The sequence below is a fragment of the Cyclobacterium roseum genome (assembly GCF_010119225.1).
GTDB lineage: Bacteria > Bacteroidota > Bacteroidia > Cytophagales > Cyclobacteriaceae > Cyclobacterium > Cyclobacterium roseum.
Genome location: NZ_WNKF01000006.1, coordinates 105,883 through 128,370, shown reverse-complemented (window position 1 = coordinate 128,370; position 22,488 = coordinate 105,883). Strand labels below are relative to the sequence as shown.

Below are 22,488 nucleotides of genomic sequence, written 5' to 3'. Positions count from 1 at the left end.
CATTTAACAAACCACAATGAAATTAGGAGAAAAAATGAAAATTCCCGGATTTAAGCTTCTTGGCCTCCAACTTCCTGAAAAGACGACCAACAAAAATGGAAAGTCAATGGTGGATGGCGGCAATTTGTGGCAGAAGTTCGAAGAAGGCCAATATGTTCGTCAAATTCCTAACAAAATGGAGGATAAAATCTATGCCGTTTATTTTGATTATGAAGGGGATCATTCCCAACCTTTTTCTTACTTTATAGGCTGTAAAGTTCTTTCGCAAACAGTTACGCCGCAGGAGCTACAAAGTCTTGAAGTACCAGAACAGCATTACCTTAAAATAGTTGCCAAAGGGAAAATGCCCGATTGTATGGTCGGTTCATGGGAGCACATCTGGCGTTCTGAAATCAAGAGAGCTTATGGTTTTGACTTTGAAGTGTATGACGAAAGAAGCAAGAACTGGAATGATGCTGAGGTGGATATATTTGTATCTACCGGATAATCGGAAAGACACGTTGGAAGGCTGCTCACCCACCCTCATTCTTTTTATATTTAATTTGGTGTTCAGGCGGTTCACTTGTCCGTACAGACCATGAAAAATAGTACCATCTTTCCAAATAAAAGTAATAGTTACTGCCTGGCTACTACCTTACATTTGATCAAGTAAAAACCGATATGACTGTTCCCATGAAATCCAGCCTGGTGCTGCAAAAATTACGCTCCGGCGAAAATGTGTCCTGTTTTAAAGTAAACCTGGCAGATGCCCGGGTGGTGGAAATGGCCGCCCTTGCCGGATTCGATTGCATTTGGCTGGACCAGGAGCACATCGGCCATGACTGGTCCATCCTTACGGCACAGGTTTGGGCAGCCAAATCCCAGAACAAAGACACCCTGGTAAGGGTGCCCAGGGGCAGTTACAGTGATTATGTCAAACCACTGGAGTTGGATGCCAGCGGGATCATGGTGCCCCATGTGATGAATGTAGCAGATGCCGAAAAGGTAGTGGCGATGACCCGGTTCCATCCACAGGGGATGCGGGCCATTGATGGAGGCAATGCCGACGGGGCCTACACGGCAGCAGATTTCAAGCAATACCTCAAAGATGCCAATCGGCAACGCTTCATTATCCTTCAAATCGAAGACCCTGAAGCGTTGGAAGAAGTGGAAGGCATCGCCCAGGTGGGTGGCTTCGACATGCTTTTTTTCGGACCTGGCGATTTCAGTCAGGCCATAGGAGCACCCGGTGACATGGACCACCCAAAAATTCAGGAGGCCAGGAAAAGGGTGGCCGCCGCAGCCGCCAAACACGGGAAATTTGCAGGAACCACCGGAGGGACGAAGCAGCTAGGCATGTTACATGAGATGGGCTACCAATTTGTAAGTGTGGGAGCGGATGTAATAGGGCTTACCCAATATTGTAAACAGTTGTTGGCCGAGGTGAAGGATGCAAAGGAAGCTCAAAACAGGCCTGATTATTATAACCCCTCCCAAAAACAATGAACAAAAGGCCTTTGGGAAATACCGGCATAGAAGTATCCGAAATTGCATTTGGGGCGGTGGAAATCGGGATGCCTTATGGCTTGGGGGTTAATTCTGCCAAAGACATGCTGAATGAGCGGGAGGCCATCAAATTGTTAAATGATGCCTTGGACCGGGGGATAAATTTTTTTGACACTGCCCGTATGTACGGCAATAGTGAAACCCTCATCGGAAAAGCCTTTGTATCCAAAAGAGACCAGGTAGTACTTGCTTCCAAATGCAGGCACCTCAGGGATGAACAAGGCAATCTACCGGAACCAAAGCAAATTAAAGACAAAATACTGGCTTCATTGGAAGAAAGCCTGGCCTGTCTGCGTACCGATTACCTGGATATTTATATGCTTCACCAGGCAGATATAGAGATCCTGAGACATGAAGAAATCGGCCAAACCTTTCTAGAGCTTAAAGCAAAGGGTATGGTAAAGGCCATAGGTGTCTCTACCTATTCCGTAGAAGAAACGGCCACTGCTATTGACAGCGGGGTTTGGGACCTTATCCAATTGCCCTTTAACCTGATGGACCAACGCCAGGCTGATTTGTTTGTGCAAGCCAAAGAAAATGGGGTGGGCATCATCATCAGATCGGTATTGCTTAAGGGCTTGTTGAGCGACAGGGGAAGGGACCTGCCTGCACCACTTGCTGCAGTGGAGGCACACATCAAAAAATACGGCTTGTTGACAAATGCCGGTGAATTTGACCTGCCTGCCCTGGCCATCAAATTCGCTTTGTCATTTCCGGAAGTTTCGGCTGTTTTGGTGGGCATAGATAAGGGGGCTTACCTGGATCATGCTGTAAAGGCAGCAAATGGTCACTATTTGAACAAGGACGAACGCCAGTTGGCCCGCAGACTGGCCTATCCTCAACCTGAATTCATCAACCTGCCCCATTGGGATAAAATGGGCTGGTTAACCTGATATAGAAATGATCAAAATCGGAATAATCGGTATGAGTCCGGGCAATGCCCATCCCTATTCCTGGTCTGCCATTATCAATGGGACCTTTGATGGAGAGGAGATTTCGTCGCTGGGTTATCCTGCAGTGAGCGATTACCTGACGGCCAACCGGGATACCTTGGGCTTGCCAAATGCGAGGGTAACCCATGTGTGGTGCCAGGAAAAAGCAATCAGCGACAGCATCGCCAAATCTTCCCAAATACACCATGTAGTAGAGCGGCTGGAAGACATGATCGGGCAAGTGGATGCCGTGATTTTGGCTAGAGATGATCCGGAAAACCATGTGGCCATGGCCAAAGCCTTTTTGGAGGCCGGCATCCCGATATTCATAGACAAGCCCCTGGCCTTCAGTAAGGCTGACTTACAGTATTTCAGCAATCAGTACCGCTCGGGGAAATTCCTGATGTCCTGTTCTTCGATGCGGTATGCCCACGAATGCCGGATCGTCAAGACAGAAATCAAATCCCTGGGCCTACTGCACCTGGTCACAGCTGTAGGTAAAAAGGATTGGAAAAAATATGGGGTGCACCTGCTGGAAGCCCTGTTCGCCACCCTGGATGACCCCACGCCATTATGGGTACAACATGTGGGTGAAAAGGATATGGATATTGTGGTGATTGGTTTTGAGCAGGGCCTCAAGGCCACGGTTCACTCGTTCCGGGACATCAGTGGCACTTTTCAGCTTTCCTTTTTTGGATCTGAAGGATGGCGGATAGCAGAAATAAAAAACTCCTACGCCATGTTCCGGGACAACCTAATCGAATTTATCCGGTCGGTGGAGGAGGGGGCTTCCCGATTGGAATTTGAAAAGACCGAGGCGATCATCCGGACAGTAATAGGGGCTTGGGAAAGTTATGAAAATGACGGAAGGGTAATTTCACTGAAATGATATGCATATAAAGGATTTGTTTAGTTTAGAAGGAAAGGTCATTGTGGTGACCGGGGGATCAGGTCAATATGGCCAATGCCTGGTAGAAGGGCTGGCAGAGGCCGGAGGTACGGTCATTACCACATCGAGGAACCTGGAATCGGCCGAGAAAACAGCCGGTATTTTTCGGCAACGGGGGCTGGAAGTACATCCCATGGAACTGGACCAGGGAGATACTGCTTCCGTACAGGGGTTAAAAGAAGCCCTTTCAAAGGAATTTGGTGGGTTACATGTCCTGGTAAACAATGCGGTTTCCCGGCCCATGAAAGGATACGGTGCACCCATTTCCCAATTTGCTGCGTCCATGCACATCAATGCCACGGGCATGATGGACCTGGTGCGGGAAATGAGCGATTTGATCATCCGCAGCGGCGGTGGATCTGTCATCAGCATCAGTTCCATGATGGGCATGAAGGGACCCGATCTTTCCAATTACGAAGGCACGGACATGGGCGATTTGCCACCGGATTATTTCTTCCACAATGCCGGACTGATCAATCTCAGCCGTTACCTGGCCAAAATGCATGCCGGTAAAAACATTCGCTTTAACTGTATTTCCCCCGGAGGCCTGTTTAACCACCAGCCCAGGCCTTTCCTGGACAATTACTGCAAAAAAGTACCCCTGGGAAGGATGGCCAATAAAGATGACATCAAAGGGCTGGCGGTTTTATTGGCCTCCGAGGCCGGGGCCTACATCAATGGAGAAAACATCCTGATGGATGGGGGCCTCAATGCTTAGACAATATTTCGACAGTTGCAATGAAAGATCAATTCGGATTAAAGGACAAATGGATTTGGCTGATTGGTGGAGCCGGTTACCTGGGAGCTGCCGTAACGAAACGCCTGACCGAATTGGGTGCAAAGGTGATTTGCGCTGACCTGGATAATAAGGCTTTCGAGCTGGCCGAAGCACATGATTTTGCAGGTCAAATGGTTCCCGCAACCCTGGATATAGACAATGAAAAAGTCCTGATGGAGTTTATTACCAGAAATAGGGAAAAATACGGCCCTCCGGATGGGCTGGTAAACCTGTCGTATGCGGCTACCACCAAGAAGTTGGAGGACATATCCGGAGAAGAATTTGACACCGTAAACCATACAGGGCTTACGGCCAATTTCATTTTGGGAAGAGCAGTGGGCAAGGCGATGGCCGCCCATGAAGGAGGAAGCCTGGTGTTTTTTGCCAGTATGTATGGCATGGTGGTGCCTGATCCCGGGATGTATGAACCACCCATGAATCCCAACCCCATAGAATATGGAGTGGGCAAGGCAGGCATCATACAGATGACCAGGTACCTGGCCATGCACTTTGGACCTCAAAAGGTGCGCTTCAACTGTATTTCCCCGGGGCCTTTCCCCAATTTGGAGGTAGAGAAGAAAAATCCGGAATTCACGGCAAAGCTTGAAAAGAAAACCTTTTTACAAAGAACAGGCCATGCCGATGAAATAGCCAGCCCTGTGGCTTTTCTGCTATCCGATGCTTCTACATACATTACCGGACATAACCTGGTGGTGGATGGAGGCTGGACGGGTTGGTAAAATTTTAGTTTAACAAAAAATCAAATGACCATGAAAAAAATTGCACATCCCAAACGCGCTCAGGGGTTTGATACCGGAGCTTATTCTGATGCCATCCTGGTAGATGGATTCCTGTTTGTCAGTGGCCAGGCATCGGTGGATTTTGAAACCTCTCAATTCAAGTTAGGTACCATTGAGGAGGAAACCAGCCAGACGTTGAATAACATTAAGGCCATTGTAGAAGCTGCCGGAGGCAGCATGGAAGACATCGTCAAGTGTACCGTACACCTGGCCGATATCAGTGAATTTGACCGGTACAACAAGGTGTATGCAGCTTATTTTCAAGAAACCAAACCAGCCAGAATTACGGTTCAATCAGTATTGGCAGAGGGGCTTAAGGTAGAAATTGATTGTATTGCCAGGATCCCTGAAGACAGATGAAAAATAGACTGATCATTGATGCCCACCTGGACCTGGCCATGAATGCCATCGAATGGAATCGGGACCTGCGCCTTCCACTGGCTGAAATCCGGAAATCGGAAATGCACATGCCCGACAAACCGGACCGGGGCAAGGGGACGGTTTGCCTGCCAGAATTGAGGAAAGGTAAAATTGGCATTGTAGTAGCCACCCAACTGGCCCGTTATTCACCGCCCGATTCAGCCCTGGCAGGGTGGAATTCACCACAGCAGGCCTGGGCCATGACGCAGGCACAATTGGCCTGGTACCGGGAAATGGAAGCCCTTGGAGAAATGAAACAAATCACCAACCGGACAGAACTCGACCAAATGGTGGACCTGTGGAATGACGATACCCAACCAGATGCCGGCAAACCTATTGGTTACCTGCTAAATCTCGAAGGAGCAGATTCTTTAGTGGATGTTTCTTACCTGGAAAAAGCGCATGCCTATGGCCTGAGGGCCCTGGGCCTTTCTCATTTCGGGCCTGGCAGGTATGCTCCCGGAACCAAAACCGAAGGCCCCATCAGCCCCTTGGGAATGGACCTACTGAAGGTCATGGAACAATACCAAATGATTCTCGACCTGACCCACCTGACCGACCAGGGGTTTGAGCAAGCCCTGGAAAGCTATGGTGGTCCGGTTTGGGCAAGTCACCATAATGTGCGGAAAATTGTCCCCAATCAACGGCAACTGACCGATGACCAGATTAAGCGCTTGGTGGAAAGGGGGGCCGTCATCGGAGGCATGCTGGATTGCTGGGCCATGGACATCCGCTTTATTGATACCATTTCCGATCCCTGGCAACTCGACATCCGGCTGGAACAGCTGGTCGACCATTGGGATCATATATGCCAACTGGCAGGGGATTGCCGGCATGTAGCCATAGGCAGTGATTTGGACGGAATATTTGGTACCGAACAGTCTCCCTGGGACATGAACTCCATAGCAGACCTTCAGAAATACGAGGAAATTCTGGATAGGAGGGGCTATACCAGTCAGGATATTGACAATATATTTCATGGCAACTGGCTGCGGTTTTTGCGCAATGCCTTGCCCGTATGAATTCTAAACCAGACAAATTTTAGAACAAACAACTGGTAAATTATGAAAGCAGACTTAACACTGATGGCCGGAGCAGCAAAGGTGGATACCACGCCCCCTCTGGGCACCATCATCAATGGAGATTTTGTCACCCATTATGCCCAAACCATTCATGACCCCCTATTTGCCAAAGCGCTATGGTTGGAGAATGGGAGTGGGACCTTGGTTTTTGTAGTGGTAGATATCTGCGTCATGGGCCTGGAACTGATTGATGAAGCCAAAACGCTGATCCGTGAGCAGCAGGGCCTGGAGCCTGGCTGCATCCTGGTCAGCAGCACGCACACCCATGCTGCAGGAGCTGTGGAAGAAGTACATTTGGTGCCGGCAGACCTTGCCTACCGGAAGCGCCTACCAGAACGGATCGCCCGGGCGGTGTCCCTGGCCAGAGAAAGAAAAAGGCCGGCCCGGCTGGCTTTTGGTTCCGCCCAGGCTCCAGAACATGCCGTTTGCAGGAGGTTTTGGATGCGGGAAGACTATACCCCCGTCAATCCGGTGAGTGGAAAGCAGGATGCCATTAAAACCAACCCGTTTGGGGTGGAGAAGCAGATCATCAGCCCTGTATCCAGTCCGGATCCGGAATTGAGTTTTCTGGCCGTTCAGGACTTAAAGGGAGAGTGGATCAGTATCCTTGCCAATTATTCCATGCACTATGTGGGCGATTGGGTAAATGGTACCATCACGGCCGATTATTTTGGTACTTTCAGTAAGGCCCTGAAACAACAACTGGGGGCAAAGGAGGATTTTATAGGGATCCTTTGCAACGGTACCAGTGGAGATATCAATATCTGGGATTTTCTGAAGGAGAAAAATTATCCGGAAGCCCATTTTGCTAAAAGTCAGCTTATCGGGGAGGACCTTGCGGCAAAATTAATTGAGCAAATCACTGAGCTGAAGTGGAAAACCCAGCCAAAATTAGCATTTCGCTATGAAGTAGTGGAGGTAAAGCGTAGGCTTCCCAATGAAAAAGAACTGGCCGAAGCCAAAGAAAAGGTAGGTAGGGGAGATTATGAAAATTTGCAGCCCAATCAGGAGGGTTGGGCGTACCTTTATGCCCGGGAACAGGTATTATTGGCCGAATTTCCAGCTATCGCCCAATGTCCGGTACAGGTTTTTCATATCGGAGCGGGCAGTATCGGGGCCTTGCCCGGAGAAATATTCGCTGAAACAGGCCTGAAAATTAAAGCGGAAATGAAGGGAAAACCCTATTTCACCGTCTGCCTGGCCAATGGAAACCTGGGGTATGTGCCTCCTTTGCATGAGCTGGAAAGGGGAGGTTATGAGACCTGGCGGTGTAGGATCAGTAACCTGGACGGGCAGGCGGAAAAGGTCATGCGCGAAAAAGTACTGGAATTGACTCAGCTAAGTAACCCCTAGCAAGCCTTCCTGGAAAAAAGGCATCCTGTCGGGAATGAGTTTAAAGCTGATCCAGAGACAGGATATAATAGACCATGGTTTGGGCATCTTCCATTTTTAGCTTTGGGTGAGGGCTCATAACCGGATTCCCCCAGGATCCGAAGCCTCCGGAAATGATTTTTCTAGCGAGCAGGTCCACATAGGCAGGTTGGACAGGATACCTCTGAGCGATATCCTTAAAAGCAGGTCCCTTGGCTTTGGTATCGATCCGGTGGCAGTCTGCGCATCCTGAATAAGCGATCAATACTTCTCCTTTTGCTACCAGCTCATCCGGTATGGGTTCACTTTTTCCTTCAATTTTTCGGATATAGTCTTTTTTTGGGGAGTCGGTTTCTTTTTCGGCAGGAAGATCCTTCTGACAGCCTGCCAATAGGACCAAACCCAACAACATGATTTGATAAGTACCTATACATATTCTGGTGACCATACACAAATGTATTAAAAAAGATAAAATAGTCTTAATTTAATTTCCCAAAATTTGAACTAACCGTTATTTTTTTTAGTAAAGTATTGGCTGGAATACTGGAATAAATCAATAGATATTGAACATGGAATGGTGAAACTTATTAAATTTGGTTCTACCGAAAACCAATACCCATGGAAAAAGCAATAATAACCCTTTCACTCCTTTTTATGATCACCTTTGCCCAGGGGCAATCCAGGATGCAAGATCAGATCAACCAAGCGGCACTTGCCCTGGAACAACAAGTGATAGAATGGAGACGGGATTTTCATGAGCACCCGGAGTTGGGCAATGAAGAAACCCGGACGGCAGGTATTGTTGCCGCACACCTCCGTGATTTGGGCATGGACGTTACCGAAGGAGTGGCGGAAACGGGCGTTATTGGGGTGTTAAAAGGTGGAAAGACTGGCCCTACGGTAGCCATCAGGGCGGATATGGATGCCTTGCCAGTGACGGAAAGAAACGACCTTCCCTTTAAATCCATGGTGCGGACCACTTACAATGGCCAGGAAACAGGGGTGATGCATGCCTGCGGGCATGATTCCCATGTAGCCATACTTATGGGAGTGGCCGAAGTGTTGGCAGGAATGCAAGAGGAATTGAAGGGAAGTATCAAATTTATATTTCAGCCGGCAGAGGAAGGATTGGAAGACAAATCGGTGGACAGCTGGGGAGCCAAGCAGATGGTAGAAGAAGGAGTAATGGAAGATGTGGATGCCGTTTTTGGATTACATATCAATTCTCAAACCCCGGCAGGGGTCATCAAATACAAACCCGGCCCTGCCATGGCTGCTGTGGATAACCTGGAAATTCTGGTTAAGGGAAGACAAGCGCACGGAGCCTATCCCTGGTCCTCTGTTGACCCGATAGTCACGGCTTCCCAAATTGTGATGGGATTGCAGACCATTGTAAGCCGAAATGTAAAAATCATCGAAATTCCTGCGATCGTCACCATAGGAGCGATTCACGGTGGGGTCCGGCATAATATAATTCCGGAGGAAGTAGAAATGATTGGGACGATCCGGACCTACAGCGAACCCCAGCAAACGCTTATCCATAGACGGATTCGGGAGATCGGGACCAATATTGCAGCCAGTGCAGGCGCGGAAGCTGAAATCAGTATTAAAAAAATGTATCCGGTGACACACAATGATCCGGGGCTTACCGAACAAATGAAACCTACCTTGGAAAAGGTTGCCGGTAGTGAAAATGTATGGGTTCATGACCCGGTCACGGGTGCCGAGGATTTTAGTTTTTTCCAGAAGGAAAAGCCTGGGCTGTTTATTTTTCTGGGCGGCATGCCCCCAGAGGAAGATCCGGAAACGGCTCCTTCCCACCATACGCCTGATTTTTACCTGGATGAAAGTGGCTTTGTCTTGGGAGTCAAAGTGTTAACCCAATTGGCGGTGGATTACATGGAAATGAACTAATTTCTAATTTCCAAAGGTACTAGCGGTTTTATTCGAGCCAGTAATTCCCATCCGCAGCCTGGTTTGTATTTATCCAATTAGAAATGGAGGAGTCTCGGGTTCCCAAAAAAGGAGCATCTGACGGAACCTCCAACCATGTTTTTTTACTAGGGAATTCCGCTGTGGTAGTATTTTTTTCGTCTTCCGCAGGCATTTATATTCATTTTTCCTCGAACGAGGGCGGGTTGGCTTTCACCCTAACAATTCCTGATGGTGTCAAAAAATTTCCAATGGGCGAACAGACCTTCATTTACCCTGATGGGGTTACACGTTCTATAGAGGTATAGGTCAGCAGATTAAGGATCGCGAGGGATAAGAGTAGTTACTATTTACTTACGGTTCATTGCGATGTTTCCCGGGCTAAGTCTCCTTTGGGTTCCGATTATAGCCCATTATTCCCTAAGCAGCTAAAATTTTGCCATGAAGCCTTCCTTGAAACTTACTATTGCGATTTTTCGCCAAATAATAGATGTAAAACATTTTGATCTTTTTTAATAAAATTTTATTTTTAAGGTAACGTACACGTAACGAATAGCCTTAAACCTAATTTAACTTTTTGTTCATCCTTTAACACGCTACATTATGAAACAACATTACGCATTGCTGAGCAATCGGGCGAAACGGTTGCCAGACTCCTGTAAATGGAGGGAGCCCTCCATACCGCTAAACATCCTGGTGTTTTCCCTTATTACAACGATTTTTTGTTGGTTTCCGGGCAATTTTGCCAGTGCCCAACAGGGGACGCAGATCACCGGGCAGGTTTTTGATAATTCTTCCAAAGAAAGCTTGCCGGGGGTCAACATTTTGATCAAAGGGACTTCTACGGGGACAGTCACCGATATCGATGGTTCCTACTCCATCCGGGTTCCAAACGAAGATGTCGAATTGGTCTATTCCTTTGTGGGATATTTAACCCAGGAAATAAGGGTTGGCAACCGAACGACCATTAATGTGGACCTGGTTGCGGACCAGGCGCAGTTGGAGGAAGTGGTGGTCGTCGGATATGGAACGGTCAAGAAAAGCGACCTTACCGGATCAGTGGTCCGGGTAGATCCTGAGAGCTTTAAAAATCAAAGTAACGTTCAGCTTACGGACATGCTGGCAGGAACCGTTGCTGGTTTTAATGCCAACCAGGGGACATCCGCCGCAGGTGGTAGTTCGCTGGAAGTAAGGGGGCCCACTTCGCTCAGTGCGGGCACCGAACCGCTGGTCGTCCTGGATGGGGTGATTTTCAATGGAAGCCTTCGGGACATCAATCCAAATGACATTGAATCGGTGGATATCCTTAAAGATGCCAGTTCGGCAGCGGTTTTTGGTGCAAGGGCCGCTTCTGGGGTCATCCTGGTGACCACCACCAGAGGAAAAACCGGGGCACCAACCATTAATTTCACCACCAAGTTGGGGGTGGCCGGACCGACCAATGATGATTTTGCAGTGCGCGGTCCGCAGGGCTACCTTGATTTCCGAAGAGATTATTTCCGGACCCTGGGGCAGGCGCAGCCGGATTACCATTGGTTTAATCCCGAAGAATTGCCCGAGGGAGTTACCCTGGAGCAGTGGAGAGCCTCTAATAACAATCCCAATCCGGATAATACACGAGAATGGCTGTCCCGGTTGAATTTTTTTCCGGATGAAGTGGAGGCCTATCTGGCTGGAGAAACCATCGACTGGAGAGATAAAGTAATGAAGCCCGGCATGCGGCAGGAATATGACCTAAGCGTAGGTGGCGGAACGGAAAAAATCAAGTACTATTGGTCGCTGGGATACCTGGACAATGAAGGGATTATTGTGGGAGATAAATTTTCCACGATCCGTTCCAGAATCAACTTTGATTTCGAGGTAACCGATTGGATGAAGGTGGGATTGAATTCCCAGTTTTCTTCCCGGGATGAAAGCGTGGTACAGGCCAATCTGACAGGGATGTACCAAACCGGCCCTTATGCCCAAATGTATGAGGAAGATGGCTCTATAAAATGGTTTCCCCATGGATATATCGGAGGGCAAAACCCCTTGATCAATTACCTGGGACAGGACCGGTTTCACAAACGCAATAATTTTTTCAACACCTTGTTTACCGAGTTCAAACTTCCATTTGGGATTACCTTCAGATCCTCCTACCAGCCCAGGATTGAAAGCGTTAGGGATTATAATTATTGGTCGCCGGAGACCATTACCGGTGGACAGACGTATTCCGGGGGCAGGGCAACCCGGTTTGAATCCAATACCTATGAGTGGATGGTGGACAACCTGTTGAAATGGAATAGAGAATTCGGAATCCACAATTTTGATGTCACTATTTTGTACAACCTGGAAAAAAACAGGATATACAGTTCCAGCATGGCCAATCAGACCTTTCTTCCAAGTGCGATTTTGGGTTATCACGGGATGCAGTTTGGTGGGGATCCGACGATCGAAACGGATGACATTACCTATACGGGGGAAGGTTTAATGGGAAGAGTAAATTACACCTTGATGGAAAAATATTTGTTTACAGGTTCCATTCGCAGGGATGGTTTTAGTGCTTTTGGCCGGGAAAATCCCCGCGCCATATTTCCGGCATTGGCGTTTGCATGGCAGATTTCAGATGAAACGTTTTACAACTCAAGTCTGATCGATCAACTTAAAATGAGGTTGTCATGGGGAGTAAATGGAAACAGGGATATAGGTCCCTATTCTTCATTTGCCCAAATGGGAAGCAATCAATACTACAATGGATCTCAGGTACAGATGGGGATTTTCACCTCCACACTCTCTAATCCAGGCCTTTCATGGGAAGAAACAGAATCCTATAACTTGGGCTTTGACATCGGCATCTTGGCGAACCGTATTAATCTGACGTTGGATTACTACGACATGAGTACGGTAAACCTATTGGTGGACCGCTCGCTACCCCGGGTTACCGGTTTTGAAAACGTGACTACCAATATCGGCGAGTTGGCCAATAGAGGATTTGAAGCCACAGTGGGAGCGGTAGCCGTCAACCGGCCCAACTTTAACTGGAGGACCAATATCAATTATTCCATGAACCGGAATGAAATCATTTCCCTGTTTGGGGATACCGGGGAATATACGCTACAGGGGCAAACCATCACCGGGGAAATACCCGATTTCGAAAATGAATGGTTTATAGGTCAACCCATCGATGTGGTTTGGGATTATAATATCTTGGGTACCTGGCAGGTAGAAGAAGCCCAGCAGGCTGCCGAGTTTAACCTTAGTCCCGGAGATATCAAAGCAGAGGATGTGGATGAAAATGGGGTGTACGAGGCTTTACAGGATAAAAAATTCATTGGATTCAGCCAGCCAAGGCACCGGATTGGTTTCAGGAACGATATTACCTTTCTCAGGAATTTCACTGCTTCGGTGTTTATCCGGGCAGATCTGGGGCATTTAAGGGCTTTTTCTCCCTCTGTAGCCGGGTGGTCAACCTTTGACCGGAGAAGTACCGCCAATTACCCCTACTGGACACCGGACAACCGCACCAACGATTATCCACGGTTAAGTGTGAACGATTCTCCATTTGGTGGCGGGGTGATGCCTTATAAATCTTCCTCTTTTGTAAGAATTCAGGACCTTTCACTTTCTTATAATTTGCCCACTGCCATGTCCCAAAGGTACAAAATGCAGAATTTAAGGGTCTTTGGGTCCGTCAGAAACCTATACACTTTTTCCAGTTGGCCCGGTTGGGACCCCGAATCAGGGCTCACGCCAATGCCTAGAATTGTTACTGTTGGTTTCAATTTAACACTTTAAAATTGCCAAAAAGATGAAACGATATATAAATGGATTGCTTTTGTTTGCGCTGCTGTTTTTTGTAACTGCAGCCTGTAATGAAGATTTTCTTGAGCCGCAACCCTTGTCGTTCTTTACCACGGAGAACGTATTCGTAGACCGCGCGGGTTTTGAAGCGCTTTTGGTGACCATGCGAAAGGACCTTACGCGGGAACAAACGGCGCAAAAAAACTTCATGGCCCACCAATGGGCAGCCTCTGAAGCAGGAGTGCCCTGGCTTCAAATGGATTATACTGCCCTGACCCCGAATTCGGACAGGTACCAACAATTTGTCACTCAGATCAATGATATTTTTGAAATGGTAAAGAATGCCAATGTGGCCATTACGAGAATTGACGACCTGGAATGGACAGACCAGGAGGATCGAAACGAAGTGTTGGCGGAAGCCTTTTGGCACCGGTCTTATTGGTATTACAGGCTAATTGGCAATTATGGCGATTTGCCCTTTTTAAAGGAAGAAGTAAGGGGAGTGCGATTGGATTTTCAGAGCCACAGCAGATGGGCCATCCTGGATCAGATCCAATCGGATATGGAATTTGCGGTACAGCACCTGCCTGTTTCCGCTGCACCAGGTATTCCGACAAAAGGTGCCGGGGACCACTTACTGTCTAAGATCTACCTGGCCAATATGGAATTTGATCAGGCCATTGCCGCAGCCAGCAGAGTGATCGACGGACCCTATGCCCTGATGACCGAACGTTTCGGGGTGGAAGCGGATGATCCTGCCAAAAACGTGATATGGGACCTTCATCGGCATGCCAACAAAAATAGTGGACAGAACACGGAAACCATATTGGCTTTTGTGGATAGATGGGAAGCACCTCCGACCGCCAGAACGCCTGGCTTGTTTACCATGCGGGTGTATAATTGTTCCTGGTGGCACTCCTCTATCGGTAAGGACAAGGACGGCAACCGGGGAACCATCGACAGGGGGCCTCTCTACGATTCGCTGGGAAGGGGCAACCCGGATGTGGCCTTAAGCGATTGGCACAGTTACGAGATTTGGGAAGAGGCCGGTTTCGACTATACCACTACCCCCGATTTGCGAAGGGCCGATATCAATTGGTTTGACCGAGAGGAACTGTATTACAACAATCCCGCTTCCTCCCAATACATGGAACCTTTCGACCCTGAAAATATGGATATTCCCTCCGAATATTGGGCCAGGGTGTATCCGTCTCCTTTTTACAAAACCTATTCGCCAAATGCGCCGGATCAAACCAGTGTTCCAATGGGAAGTAATGGAGATTGGTACATCTATCGGTTGGCAGAAACCTACCTTATTAGAGCCGAAGCCTATTATTGGAAGGGAGATCCTGCAAGTGCTGCAGCAGACCTCAATACCGTCCGGCAGCGGGCCAATGCTCCCGCAATCGGCGCCAGCGACGTGACCATCGATTTCATTTTTGACGAAAGGGCAAGGGAGTTGTTTGCCGAAGAACCCCGGCAAAATGAATTGAACCGGGTGTCTTACATTATGGCTGCAAGGAACGAAGGGGGGTACAGCCTGGAAACCCTTCATGAGAACAACTGGTATTACGATCGCGTGAGGAATCTGAATAACTTCTACGACCGGGCAGATGAAATCATCCTTTTGGGTCAGCGGCCCAGAATCATGCCGTATCATTTTCAGTGGCCCATAGATGATGACATGGTCAATTCCAACACCTTGGGAAGGATCAATCAGAACCTGGGGTATACCGGGTCTGCCAACAATGTCCCTCCGCTGGAAGTGATCGAATAAAAAAACAAGGCATCCCAAAGAATAGCTCCCACTGTACCCGGCCCGTTTGATAGGGAAGGCAGTGGGGGATTTATTGGGTCTTGACTCGCTGAATTCCTTAGCCCGGCTACTTGCGGGTGCCATCCAGGACCATCTCAGCGATTGGAAAGTAAAAATGGCTGGCCTATGAAAAGAGCCCCGACCGCTGAGTGAAGGCAATCGCCCATTGCAGCCACGGTGGGCTATACGTATGGTTTAAATAAACGAATCGGGGAGCCATTTTCCAAACGGTATCAGTCTCGGATTCCAGCCTGGTAGAAAGGAAACAAGCTGCTATCCATCAGAACAGGAGAAGAGGCGGAGGGCAGATCATTCCATCCGGTTTTAGCGGCAATTTGTCAGGCAGACAAACGATACCAGAAACCATTGAGCCTTTTTGGTCAATAAACCCAAGGACAAACGAATACTACGACATGATGAAAACAATTACTCAACTATTATCCCACCTTATCTGGACACTCCCTTTTTTGGGAATCAACCAGGCTGCCTTTTCTCAACAGCCTTCTTCTGGCTGGAAAGCGGCCGTGTCGACTGTAGCCATTACTCCGCAGGAATCTATGTGGATGGCGGGTTATGCTGCGCGGGACCACCCCTCGGAAGGAGTACGGCATGCGATTTGGGCCAAGGCCCTGGTATTGGAAGATCGCTCCGGAAATCTGGCCGTACTGGTCACCACCGATCTGGTGGGTATTCGACAGGAACTGTCCCAACGGATACGCGATCGGCTGATGGATCAATATGGGTTGTCCAGGGAACAGGTGATTTTGAATAGCTCCCATACCCATACCGGACCTGAAACCGATTACGCAAGGTATCAATTCCAACTCGACGGGGTACAATTGGATAAAATCAAAAGGTATGCGAAAGGCCTGGAGGATAAAATTGTCGATTTGGTCGGCAGTACGATGAAATCCCTGAAACCGGTTCAGCTGTACGCTGAAAACGGCGTGACGCGTTTTCAGGTAAATCGGAGAAATAATAAAGAAGCCAGTTTGGTGAATCAGGAGACGTTGAATGGTCCAAATGATTATGCCGTACCGGTACTGAAAATAACAGCGGAGCAGGGGGACATGATTGCCCTGGTTTTTGGCTATGCCTGCCACCCGACGGTGCTTTCCGACTATTTCATTTCCGGCGATTACGCAGGATTTGCTCAGTTGGAACTGGAAAAGCGCTATCCCGGAACCACCGCGCTGTTCTTCCAGGGGGCAGGTGCGGACCAGAATCCCTTGCCACGACGCACGGTTCCCCTGGCCCGGCAATACGGAAAGGAATTGGCCGCTGCGGTGGAACGGGTACTTCACGAAGAAATGAGGCCATTAGACAGTGAATTGGCCACTGCCTATGCCGAAATTGACCTGACCTTTGCCAAGCCTTCGCCGAGCCGGGAGGAGTTAGTGGAAATTACGGGAGAGGACTCCGGATATCCCGATTACCTGAAGCAAAACGCCAGGGTGTTAATCGCCAAACTAGACAAAGGAGAGTCGCTGATCACTTCCTATCCGTATCCCGTTCAGGTTTGGAGATTGGGGGACCAGGCCATTTTCTCCTTTGGGGGGGAATTATTGATCGGCTATGCGATCGAATTGAAACACCTATTCGGCCCGGATATCTTTGTGATGGGGTATTCCAACGATGTCATGGCCTACATTCCTACCAGGACCGTGTTGCAGGAAGGAGGTTACGAAGGGAGCCGTTCGCCCATTTTTACGAGTCCCTGGGCGTTTGATATCGAAGAACGCATATTGGCCGAGGCATTGAAATTGGCAGAAGGGGCCGGAATACAGACTCGGTAATACATCCTCATCGAACCCTAACCCCATGGAGGACGATCCCCATCCGGCTTATTTTAAACCGTGAAAAGTGGGTTTTAGGGCAAAAGGACTTTAGCGGTCTGTTTTCCTACAAAATGCGCCATTTGCCCTGTTGGAGACGATTGGCTGACGTTGCCGGGTAAGCAAAAAGAAAGGGAAGGCGATTCGAACCGGTTTCGACACCGATCGAAGGAAAAAATAAACAGTTAAAAAAAGAGACCATGAAACTATCCATTCTTCGTGTATTCACAATTATCATCGCGCTACTACTACGTTTTACTACCGGGTACGCCGGGGTAGCCCTGCAGCAGGATTCCATGCAATGGAAAGCAGGAGTAGCCAAGATAGATATCACACCCGAAAACCCAATATGGCTGGCCGGGTACGGCGGAAGGGACCATCCATCCGAACGCGTGCGACACCCCATTTGGATCAAAGCCCTCGCCCTGGAAGATCTTTCCGGAGAGCAAGTCGTTCTGATTACGGCGGACCTTCTGGCCATGCCTAAAGGCCTGTCCGACCAAATCCGATCCGGATTGAAAGAAAGGCATGGACTTGAAAAATCCCAGATCATTATCAATAGCTCCCATACCCACTCCGGTCCGGTACTCGAAAATTCCCTCTCCGATATCTATCCCATGGACCCGGAACAGAAGCAGCGGGTGAGCCGCTACTCAAAGGACCTGGTCGCTAACATGTTCCAATTGGTGGCAGCAGCCTTGGCTTCGCTTCAACCGGCCCATTTGTTCGTGGAAAACGGTGTCACCCGCTTTCAGGTAAATCGCAGAAATAATGCAGAGAACAGCCTGCTGCGGCAAACCGAATTGCGGGGGCCAAACGATTACGCCGTACCGGTAATCAAGGTAGCCAACGCAGCGGGTGAGATTTTGGCCATTGCGTTTGGCTATGCCTGTCATCCAACGGTGTTGGGGGACTATGCTATTTCAGGGGATTATCCGGGTTTTGCTCAGCTTGAACTGGAGAAAAATTATCCAGGAGCAGTGGCCCTCTTTTTTCAAGGCGCAGGGGCGGACCAAAATCCCCTCCCGCGAAGAACGGTTTTTCTTGCGCAACAATACGGGAAAAGTTTGGCTGCCGCCGTAGAGCGGGTGTTGAGTGAGACCATGAGAGCCTTAGCGCCACGAATCCAAACGGCGTATTCCGAAATTGATTTGGCGTTAACAGCCCCCCCTGGCATGGAGACGCTTACTACCTTTATTTCCACCGCTTCAGGTTATCAGAAACGATGGGCGAGCCGAATGAAGGAAGAGAGAAGCAAAGGTTTGGAAACGATAAAAACATATCCTTTCCCTATTCAGGTATGGAAGTTGGGAGACCAGTCCATAATCACTTTGGGAGGTGAAACCGTCGTAGGATATGCTGTTGAGCTGAAAAAGATTTTTGGGCAACAACTATTTGTAATGGGGTATTCCAATGATGTGATGGCTTATATCCCCACTGCAACCATTCTTAGAGAAGGAGGCTATGAGGGTGCTTCTTCCCAAATGGTATATGGCTTACCCAGTACCTGGGCCTCAAACATCGAAATTGATATCCTGCACGAGTGTATTCGACTTGCCGGTCAGGTGGGAGTTCCGCGTTTAGAAGCTAGTTTGATACCTGATTAATTCAGCGATAAAAATCCTGGTTTTCCTTGGTGACGATATCGATAGGCATGAAATACATTTCGTCCACCGGTAAATTAAGGGCGAGGTGATGATAAAGACTCATGAGTCCCTTGTATCCTTGTTCTTCTGGCTTGTGGCATATTAGAAAATCTATCAAACCATTTTTTAGGTAATATTGGTTTTCTTTCGAAAAATCGTAGCCAACGAGATGAATCTGCGTGTATTTTTTTGATTCCAGAAACTGCGCTACCGAAAAAACCCTGGAATTGGTCACAAAAATGACTTCTATATCCGGATGTTGGACAAAAGCCTTTTCGAGGTTTCGAAACACCGATTCTTTTTCCGTATCTGTGATCGTCAGTTTGATAAGCTGGTGGTCTACATCATTTTCAAAAAAATAGTTTTTAAACCCTTCCTCTATCTTAGAATAGTTATACCTGTTTTTCTCCTTGGAGATGGTGATAAATAGGATCTTTTTAGTGGTTTTCATGCCGAAGGTGCATAGACGGGCACCGAGAAATCCACTTTCGAAGAGGGGAGGACCGATGTAGGAAAGGCTCCCATTTACCTCAATATTGCTATCGATAAAGACAAACGGGATCGATTGTTCCTGGCAATACCGAATGAATTTGATGGATTCTTTTACAAATGATGGTGCCATCAGGACTCCATCAAAGCGATTTTGTTGTTTTATTCTTTCAGTGGACGCAATAAAGGTGCTTTTGTCGTTCAGGTCAAATAAAAAAGTGGCTACAGAAATTCCGTATTGCCTGATTTCTTCTTCCGCCCGTTTGATTCCATTGAGGGGGGCATCCCAGAAATCGGTCCTTTTTGATCCTCTGGGGATCAATACAGCTAGCCGATACACTTTACCCGAAGCCAGCCTGCTGGCTAAAATATTCGGTTGGTAATTTAGTTGCTTGATGATCGACTCTATTTTGGATCTGGTTTTGGCCGACACACCCGCTCGGTTGTGGATGACACGGTCAACGGTACCTATGGAAACATCAGCCAACCTGGCAATCTCTTTTACCCCAGATAACTTTCTATATTTCTTCATTCCAGATATAACCCAATAAAATAATTTTCTGTTACAGCCCTTAATTCGTTCGATTTGACCAAGCTGGATCAAGTTAGGAAAATTATTTCAAAGTCGTAAGATTGAAAATTTGATCAATTCTTTTTTCTTTGTATCCACTAATAACGCTTGATTTAAATAGGCAAAGATCGAAAGATTAAAGGTTTCCGTTTCTTCACCCTACCTGAAACCGGCTACAACCCATTTTTTTTCTCAAATCTGGTTACATTGGTTACCTTTGGTTCTACTAACAAATGGTCATGTATGGGAAAAAGTACGGTTTGGACTGACAAGGAAATCCTGGAAGCAATTTCCGGCTCCAATCAGATTAACGAAGCCATACGCCAACTTTACGAAGGATATTATGGTGTATTGGAAAATTACATTCTACAAAACAGTGGTAATGAAGCGGATGCTGCAGATACCATACAGGAAACCATGCTGGTGTTTTTGAACTTAGTAGAAACCAATCGGTTTCGTGGAGATTCAAGTATCAATTCGGTGTTATATGGTATTAATCGTAATATTTGGTTGACGACGCTCAGAAAGCGAAAAAGCACCCTGAATCGGGATCAGCTCTATTCCAAACAGCAGGAACGGGAAGAACCGGACATTAGTAAAACCCTGGAAGAAGTGGAAGGTTACCAATTGATAATGAGTCTATTTGAGAAGTTAGGAAAGAAATGCAGGCAGTTATTACACTTGTTTTATTATGAGAACCTGTCGATGAAAGAAATTGCAGCACAGGAAGGATATACCAACGATCAAATTGCCCGAAATACCAAATTAAAATGCATGAAGGAACTGATGAACCAGATTGAAGGGAATAAACATTTGAACGACTTGGTAAAAAACGCATTGGGATATGGAAAATAAATACGATGATCGCTTCCTGCTAAATTACCTGGATGGGACGTTAGATTCCAGTGAAAAGCAGTTGTTGGAGCAAGAGTTGGAGAAAAGTCAGGCGATAAGGGAAAGGTTGGAACTGATGCGTTTTACGATCAGAGCTATCAAATTTAAGGGGTACAAGTCATCTGTAAACGAGATTCAGCACGACTTTTTGCAGCATCGAATTGAGAACAAATCGTTCACTTCTGTTTCTACACCGAAACTGGAAGGCAAGGTGCGTCCCATGCAGTTCTGGATTAAAATTGCGGCCTCGTTGTTATTTCTGTGTTCGCTGGGCTATGTACTGTGGCTATTCCAGGCAGATGGAGAGCAATTATATAAAAACAACTTTATTTCCTACGAGATTGCGCTGGAAAGAGGGGCAGGCAGTCAGGAAAGTCAATTGGAGTCCCTGTATATCAATGGGGAATTTAAGCAGATGTTTCAGGTAAGTGCGGAAAAGACGCTGGAGGAGTTTGATGCTTTTGAACTTTTGCTTCTGGCTACGGCTGCGCTGGAATTAAACGACCCGGAGGAAGCGATGCGGTATTTGCAGAAAATTGACTCGGATAATACTGATAATCAGACCGATGATTACCAGGACGAGGCTGATTTTTTTATGGCCATGGCATATTTAAAGCAAGGAGCATACGAACAAGCCCTCCGTCTCGTTCAAAAGATGAGGTCCGAGGAGCAACATAAGTACCATTCAAATTTTTCCTGGACGGAGGAGTGGTCTATTCGACTACAACATATGCTTTAAGACAGAAAAAAATCAATACCGCACTGGAAATAGTTTTTAATTTTCTTTCGCTAATTGGTTACAAATCCTGTCCGGACTTCGACAAAAGAGAAACTAAATAACAATTATTTATGATGCTTAGACAAAAATTAACTGCCACAGCAACCCTACTTATGTTGGGTGTTGGCTTTACAAGTTGTACTACCGATGAGGACATGGTACCGGGAACCGGAGACGGTACTATCGGAATGTTGTTCAAACTTCAAAACGATGCCGGGTCTTCCGCCAGTTCCCGAACTTCTGCTCATGGGTTGAACTTTGTGGATGGGTTTATTCAGATTCAGGAATTAGAAATGGAACTGGAAGGTGATTTTAACCGGGAAGGTTTGAATCCTGCCGGTAGCTTCGACGATGACGACGATGATGGCGATGAAGAAGGAAGCGAGTGGGAATATGAGGTTGAATTTGATGAAGTAAAAAAAGTTACTTTTGACCAGTTCGATACGGACACCGATTTCTTTATTCAGATCCCAGAAGGATCCTATGAGGAAATTGAGATGGAAATCGACTTGATTGACTTCGGAAACGAACCCTCCATACAGTTGAATGGTACCTACTCCAACGATAGTGGAGAGGAAGTTCCATTTCGCTACGAATATTATGGAGATGAGATTGATTTTGAAGTAGAAATTGAGGCAGATGATGCCCGAATTGTGGTAGACAGGGTAAATAATCCCTTGATCCTATTTGAGTTGGTCCCTTCGCGTTGGTTTTCTGGAATCAGTGATATCGAACTGGAAAATGCGGATCTGGATGATGACGGGTTGATGTTAATTAATCAGGATAACAATCAATCGCTTTACCAAAAGATAACGAATAGGATCGAGGTGGATGCTGAAATTGAGATAGACATTGATTGAGCGGGTTACT

Annotated in this window: 19 protein-coding genes; 17 read left to right on the top strand and 2 right to left on the bottom strand. The window is 47.4% G+C overall.

The genetic code is table 11. The features are described 5' to 3' along the window. Positions 1-16 precede the first annotated feature (16 nt). From GJQ68_RS10605 to GJQ68_RS10565, 9 genes are all read left to right on the top strand, one after another. Positions 17-487, top strand: a complete 471-nt coding sequence (locus GJQ68_RS10605) for a GyrI-like domain-containing protein (protein ID WP_202927914.1) — start codon at positions 17-19, stop codon at positions 485-487. 173 nt (positions 488-660) lie between these two features. Beyond that, positions 661-1,485, top strand: coding sequence for an HpcH/HpaI aldolase family protein (locus tag GJQ68_RS10600; protein ID WP_162417262.1), 825 nt, complete (start codon positions 661-663; stop codon positions 1,483-1,485). Continuing rightward, positions 1,482-2,438: an aldo/keto reductase gene (locus GJQ68_RS10595; protein WP_235941367.1), complete on the top strand. Its 957-nt coding sequence runs from the start codon at positions 1,482-1,484 to the stop codon at positions 2,436-2,438. Before GJQ68_RS10600 ends, GJQ68_RS10595 begins: the two co-directional genes overlap by 4 nt. A gap of 7 nt (positions 2,439-2,445) precedes the next feature. Continuing rightward, positions 2,446-3,366 carry a Gfo/Idh/MocA family oxidoreductase gene (locus tag GJQ68_RS10590; RefSeq protein WP_162417261.1) on the top strand — a complete coding sequence of 307 codons (921 nt, stop codon included), beginning with the start codon at positions 2,446-2,448 and terminating at the stop codon, positions 3,364-3,366. Position 3,367: 1 nt separating this feature from the next. Beyond that, positions 3,368-4,144, top strand: coding sequence for an SDR family oxidoreductase (locus GJQ68_RS10585; protein ID WP_162417260.1), 777 nt, complete (start codon positions 3,368-3,370; stop codon positions 4,142-4,144). A 20-nt stretch (positions 4,145-4,164) separates the two neighbouring features. Continuing rightward, positions 4,165-4,944, top strand: a complete 780-nt coding sequence (locus tag GJQ68_RS10580; RefSeq protein ID WP_162417259.1) for an SDR family oxidoreductase — start codon at positions 4,165-4,167, stop codon at positions 4,942-4,944. 30 nt (positions 4,945-4,974) lie between these two features. Further along, complete coding sequence (locus tag GJQ68_RS10575) at positions 4,975-5,364, top strand: RidA family protein (RefSeq protein ID WP_162417258.1); 390 nt, start codon at positions 4,975-4,977, stop codon at positions 5,362-5,364. Further along, entirely contained in the window at positions 5,361-6,446 is a 1,086-nt protein-coding gene (locus GJQ68_RS10570) for a dipeptidase (protein ID WP_162417257.1), read from the top strand. The genes GJQ68_RS10575 and GJQ68_RS10570 overlap by 4 nt, the downstream gene beginning before the upstream one ends. Positions 6,447-6,488: 42 nt before the next feature. Then, entirely contained in the window at positions 6,489-7,859 is a 1,371-nt protein-coding gene (locus GJQ68_RS10565) for a hypothetical protein (protein WP_162417256.1), read from the top strand. Positions 7,860-7,899: 40 nt separating this feature from the next. On the opposite strand, the gene GJQ68_RS10560 is transcribed toward GJQ68_RS10565, so the two are convergent. Beyond that, entirely contained in the window at positions 7,900-8,325 is a 426-nt protein-coding gene (locus GJQ68_RS10560; protein ID WP_235941354.1) for a c-type cytochrome, read from the bottom strand. Positions 8,326-8,495: 170 nt separating this feature from the next. On the opposite strand from GJQ68_RS10560, the gene GJQ68_RS10555 reads away from it, so the two are divergent. The 5 genes from GJQ68_RS10555 (at position 8,496) to GJQ68_RS10535 (ending at position 18,847) form a co-directional block, all read left to right on the top strand. Next, positions 8,496-9,791: an amidohydrolase gene (locus GJQ68_RS10555; protein ID WP_162417255.1), complete on the top strand. Its 1,296-nt coding sequence runs from the start codon at positions 8,496-8,498 to the stop codon at positions 9,789-9,791. Between the two features lie 621 nt (positions 9,792-10,412). Next, the gene (locus GJQ68_RS10550) at positions 10,413-13,583 is read left to right on the top strand and encodes a SusC/RagA family TonB-linked outer membrane protein (RefSeq protein WP_162417254.1); all 3,171 of its coding nucleotides are present in this window, start codon (positions 10,413-10,415) and stop codon (positions 13,581-13,583) included. Between the two features lie 13 nt (positions 13,584-13,596). Continuing rightward, positions 13,597-15,366 carry a RagB/SusD family nutrient uptake outer membrane protein gene (locus tag GJQ68_RS10545; protein ID WP_162417253.1) on the top strand — a complete coding sequence of 590 codons (1,770 nt, stop codon included), beginning with the start codon at positions 13,597-13,599 and terminating at the stop codon, positions 15,364-15,366. A gap of 452 nt (positions 15,367-15,818) precedes the next feature. Beyond that, positions 15,819-17,201 (top strand): neutral/alkaline non-lysosomal ceramidase N-terminal domain-containing protein, encoded by a 1,383-nt coding sequence (locus GJQ68_RS10540; protein ID WP_235941352.1) that lies wholly within the window; start codon positions 15,819-15,821, stop codon positions 17,199-17,201. A 239-nt stretch (positions 17,202-17,440) separates the two neighbouring features. Further along, positions 17,441-18,847, top strand: coding sequence for a neutral/alkaline non-lysosomal ceramidase N-terminal domain-containing protein (locus GJQ68_RS10535; protein ID WP_162417252.1), 1,407 nt, complete (start codon positions 17,441-17,443; stop codon positions 18,845-18,847). Between the two features lies 1 nt (position 18,848). On the opposite strand, the gene GJQ68_RS10530 is transcribed toward GJQ68_RS10535, so the two are convergent. Further along, positions 18,849-19,907: a LacI family DNA-binding transcriptional regulator gene (locus tag GJQ68_RS10530; RefSeq protein WP_162417251.1), complete on the bottom strand. Its 1,059-nt coding sequence runs from the start codon at positions 19,905-19,907 to the stop codon at positions 18,849-18,851. 282 nt (positions 19,908-20,189) lie between these two features. Between GJQ68_RS10530 and GJQ68_RS10525 the strand changes: the two genes are divergently transcribed. From GJQ68_RS10525 to GJQ68_RS10515, 3 genes are all read left to right on the top strand, one after another. Then, positions 20,190-20,801 carry an RNA polymerase sigma factor gene (locus tag GJQ68_RS10525; protein ID WP_162417250.1) on the top strand — a complete coding sequence of 204 codons (612 nt, stop codon included), beginning with the start codon at positions 20,190-20,192 and terminating at the stop codon, positions 20,799-20,801. Beyond that, positions 20,791-21,579, top strand: a complete 789-nt coding sequence (locus GJQ68_RS10520) for a tetratricopeptide repeat protein (RefSeq protein WP_162417249.1) — start codon at positions 20,791-20,793, stop codon at positions 21,577-21,579. Before GJQ68_RS10525 ends, GJQ68_RS10520 begins: the two co-directional genes overlap by 11 nt. 110 nt (positions 21,580-21,689) lie before the next feature. Then, positions 21,690-22,478: a hypothetical protein gene (locus GJQ68_RS10515; RefSeq protein WP_235941336.1), complete on the top strand. Its 789-nt coding sequence runs from the start codon at positions 21,690-21,692 to the stop codon at positions 22,476-22,478. Positions 22,479-22,488 lie beyond the last annotated feature (10 nt).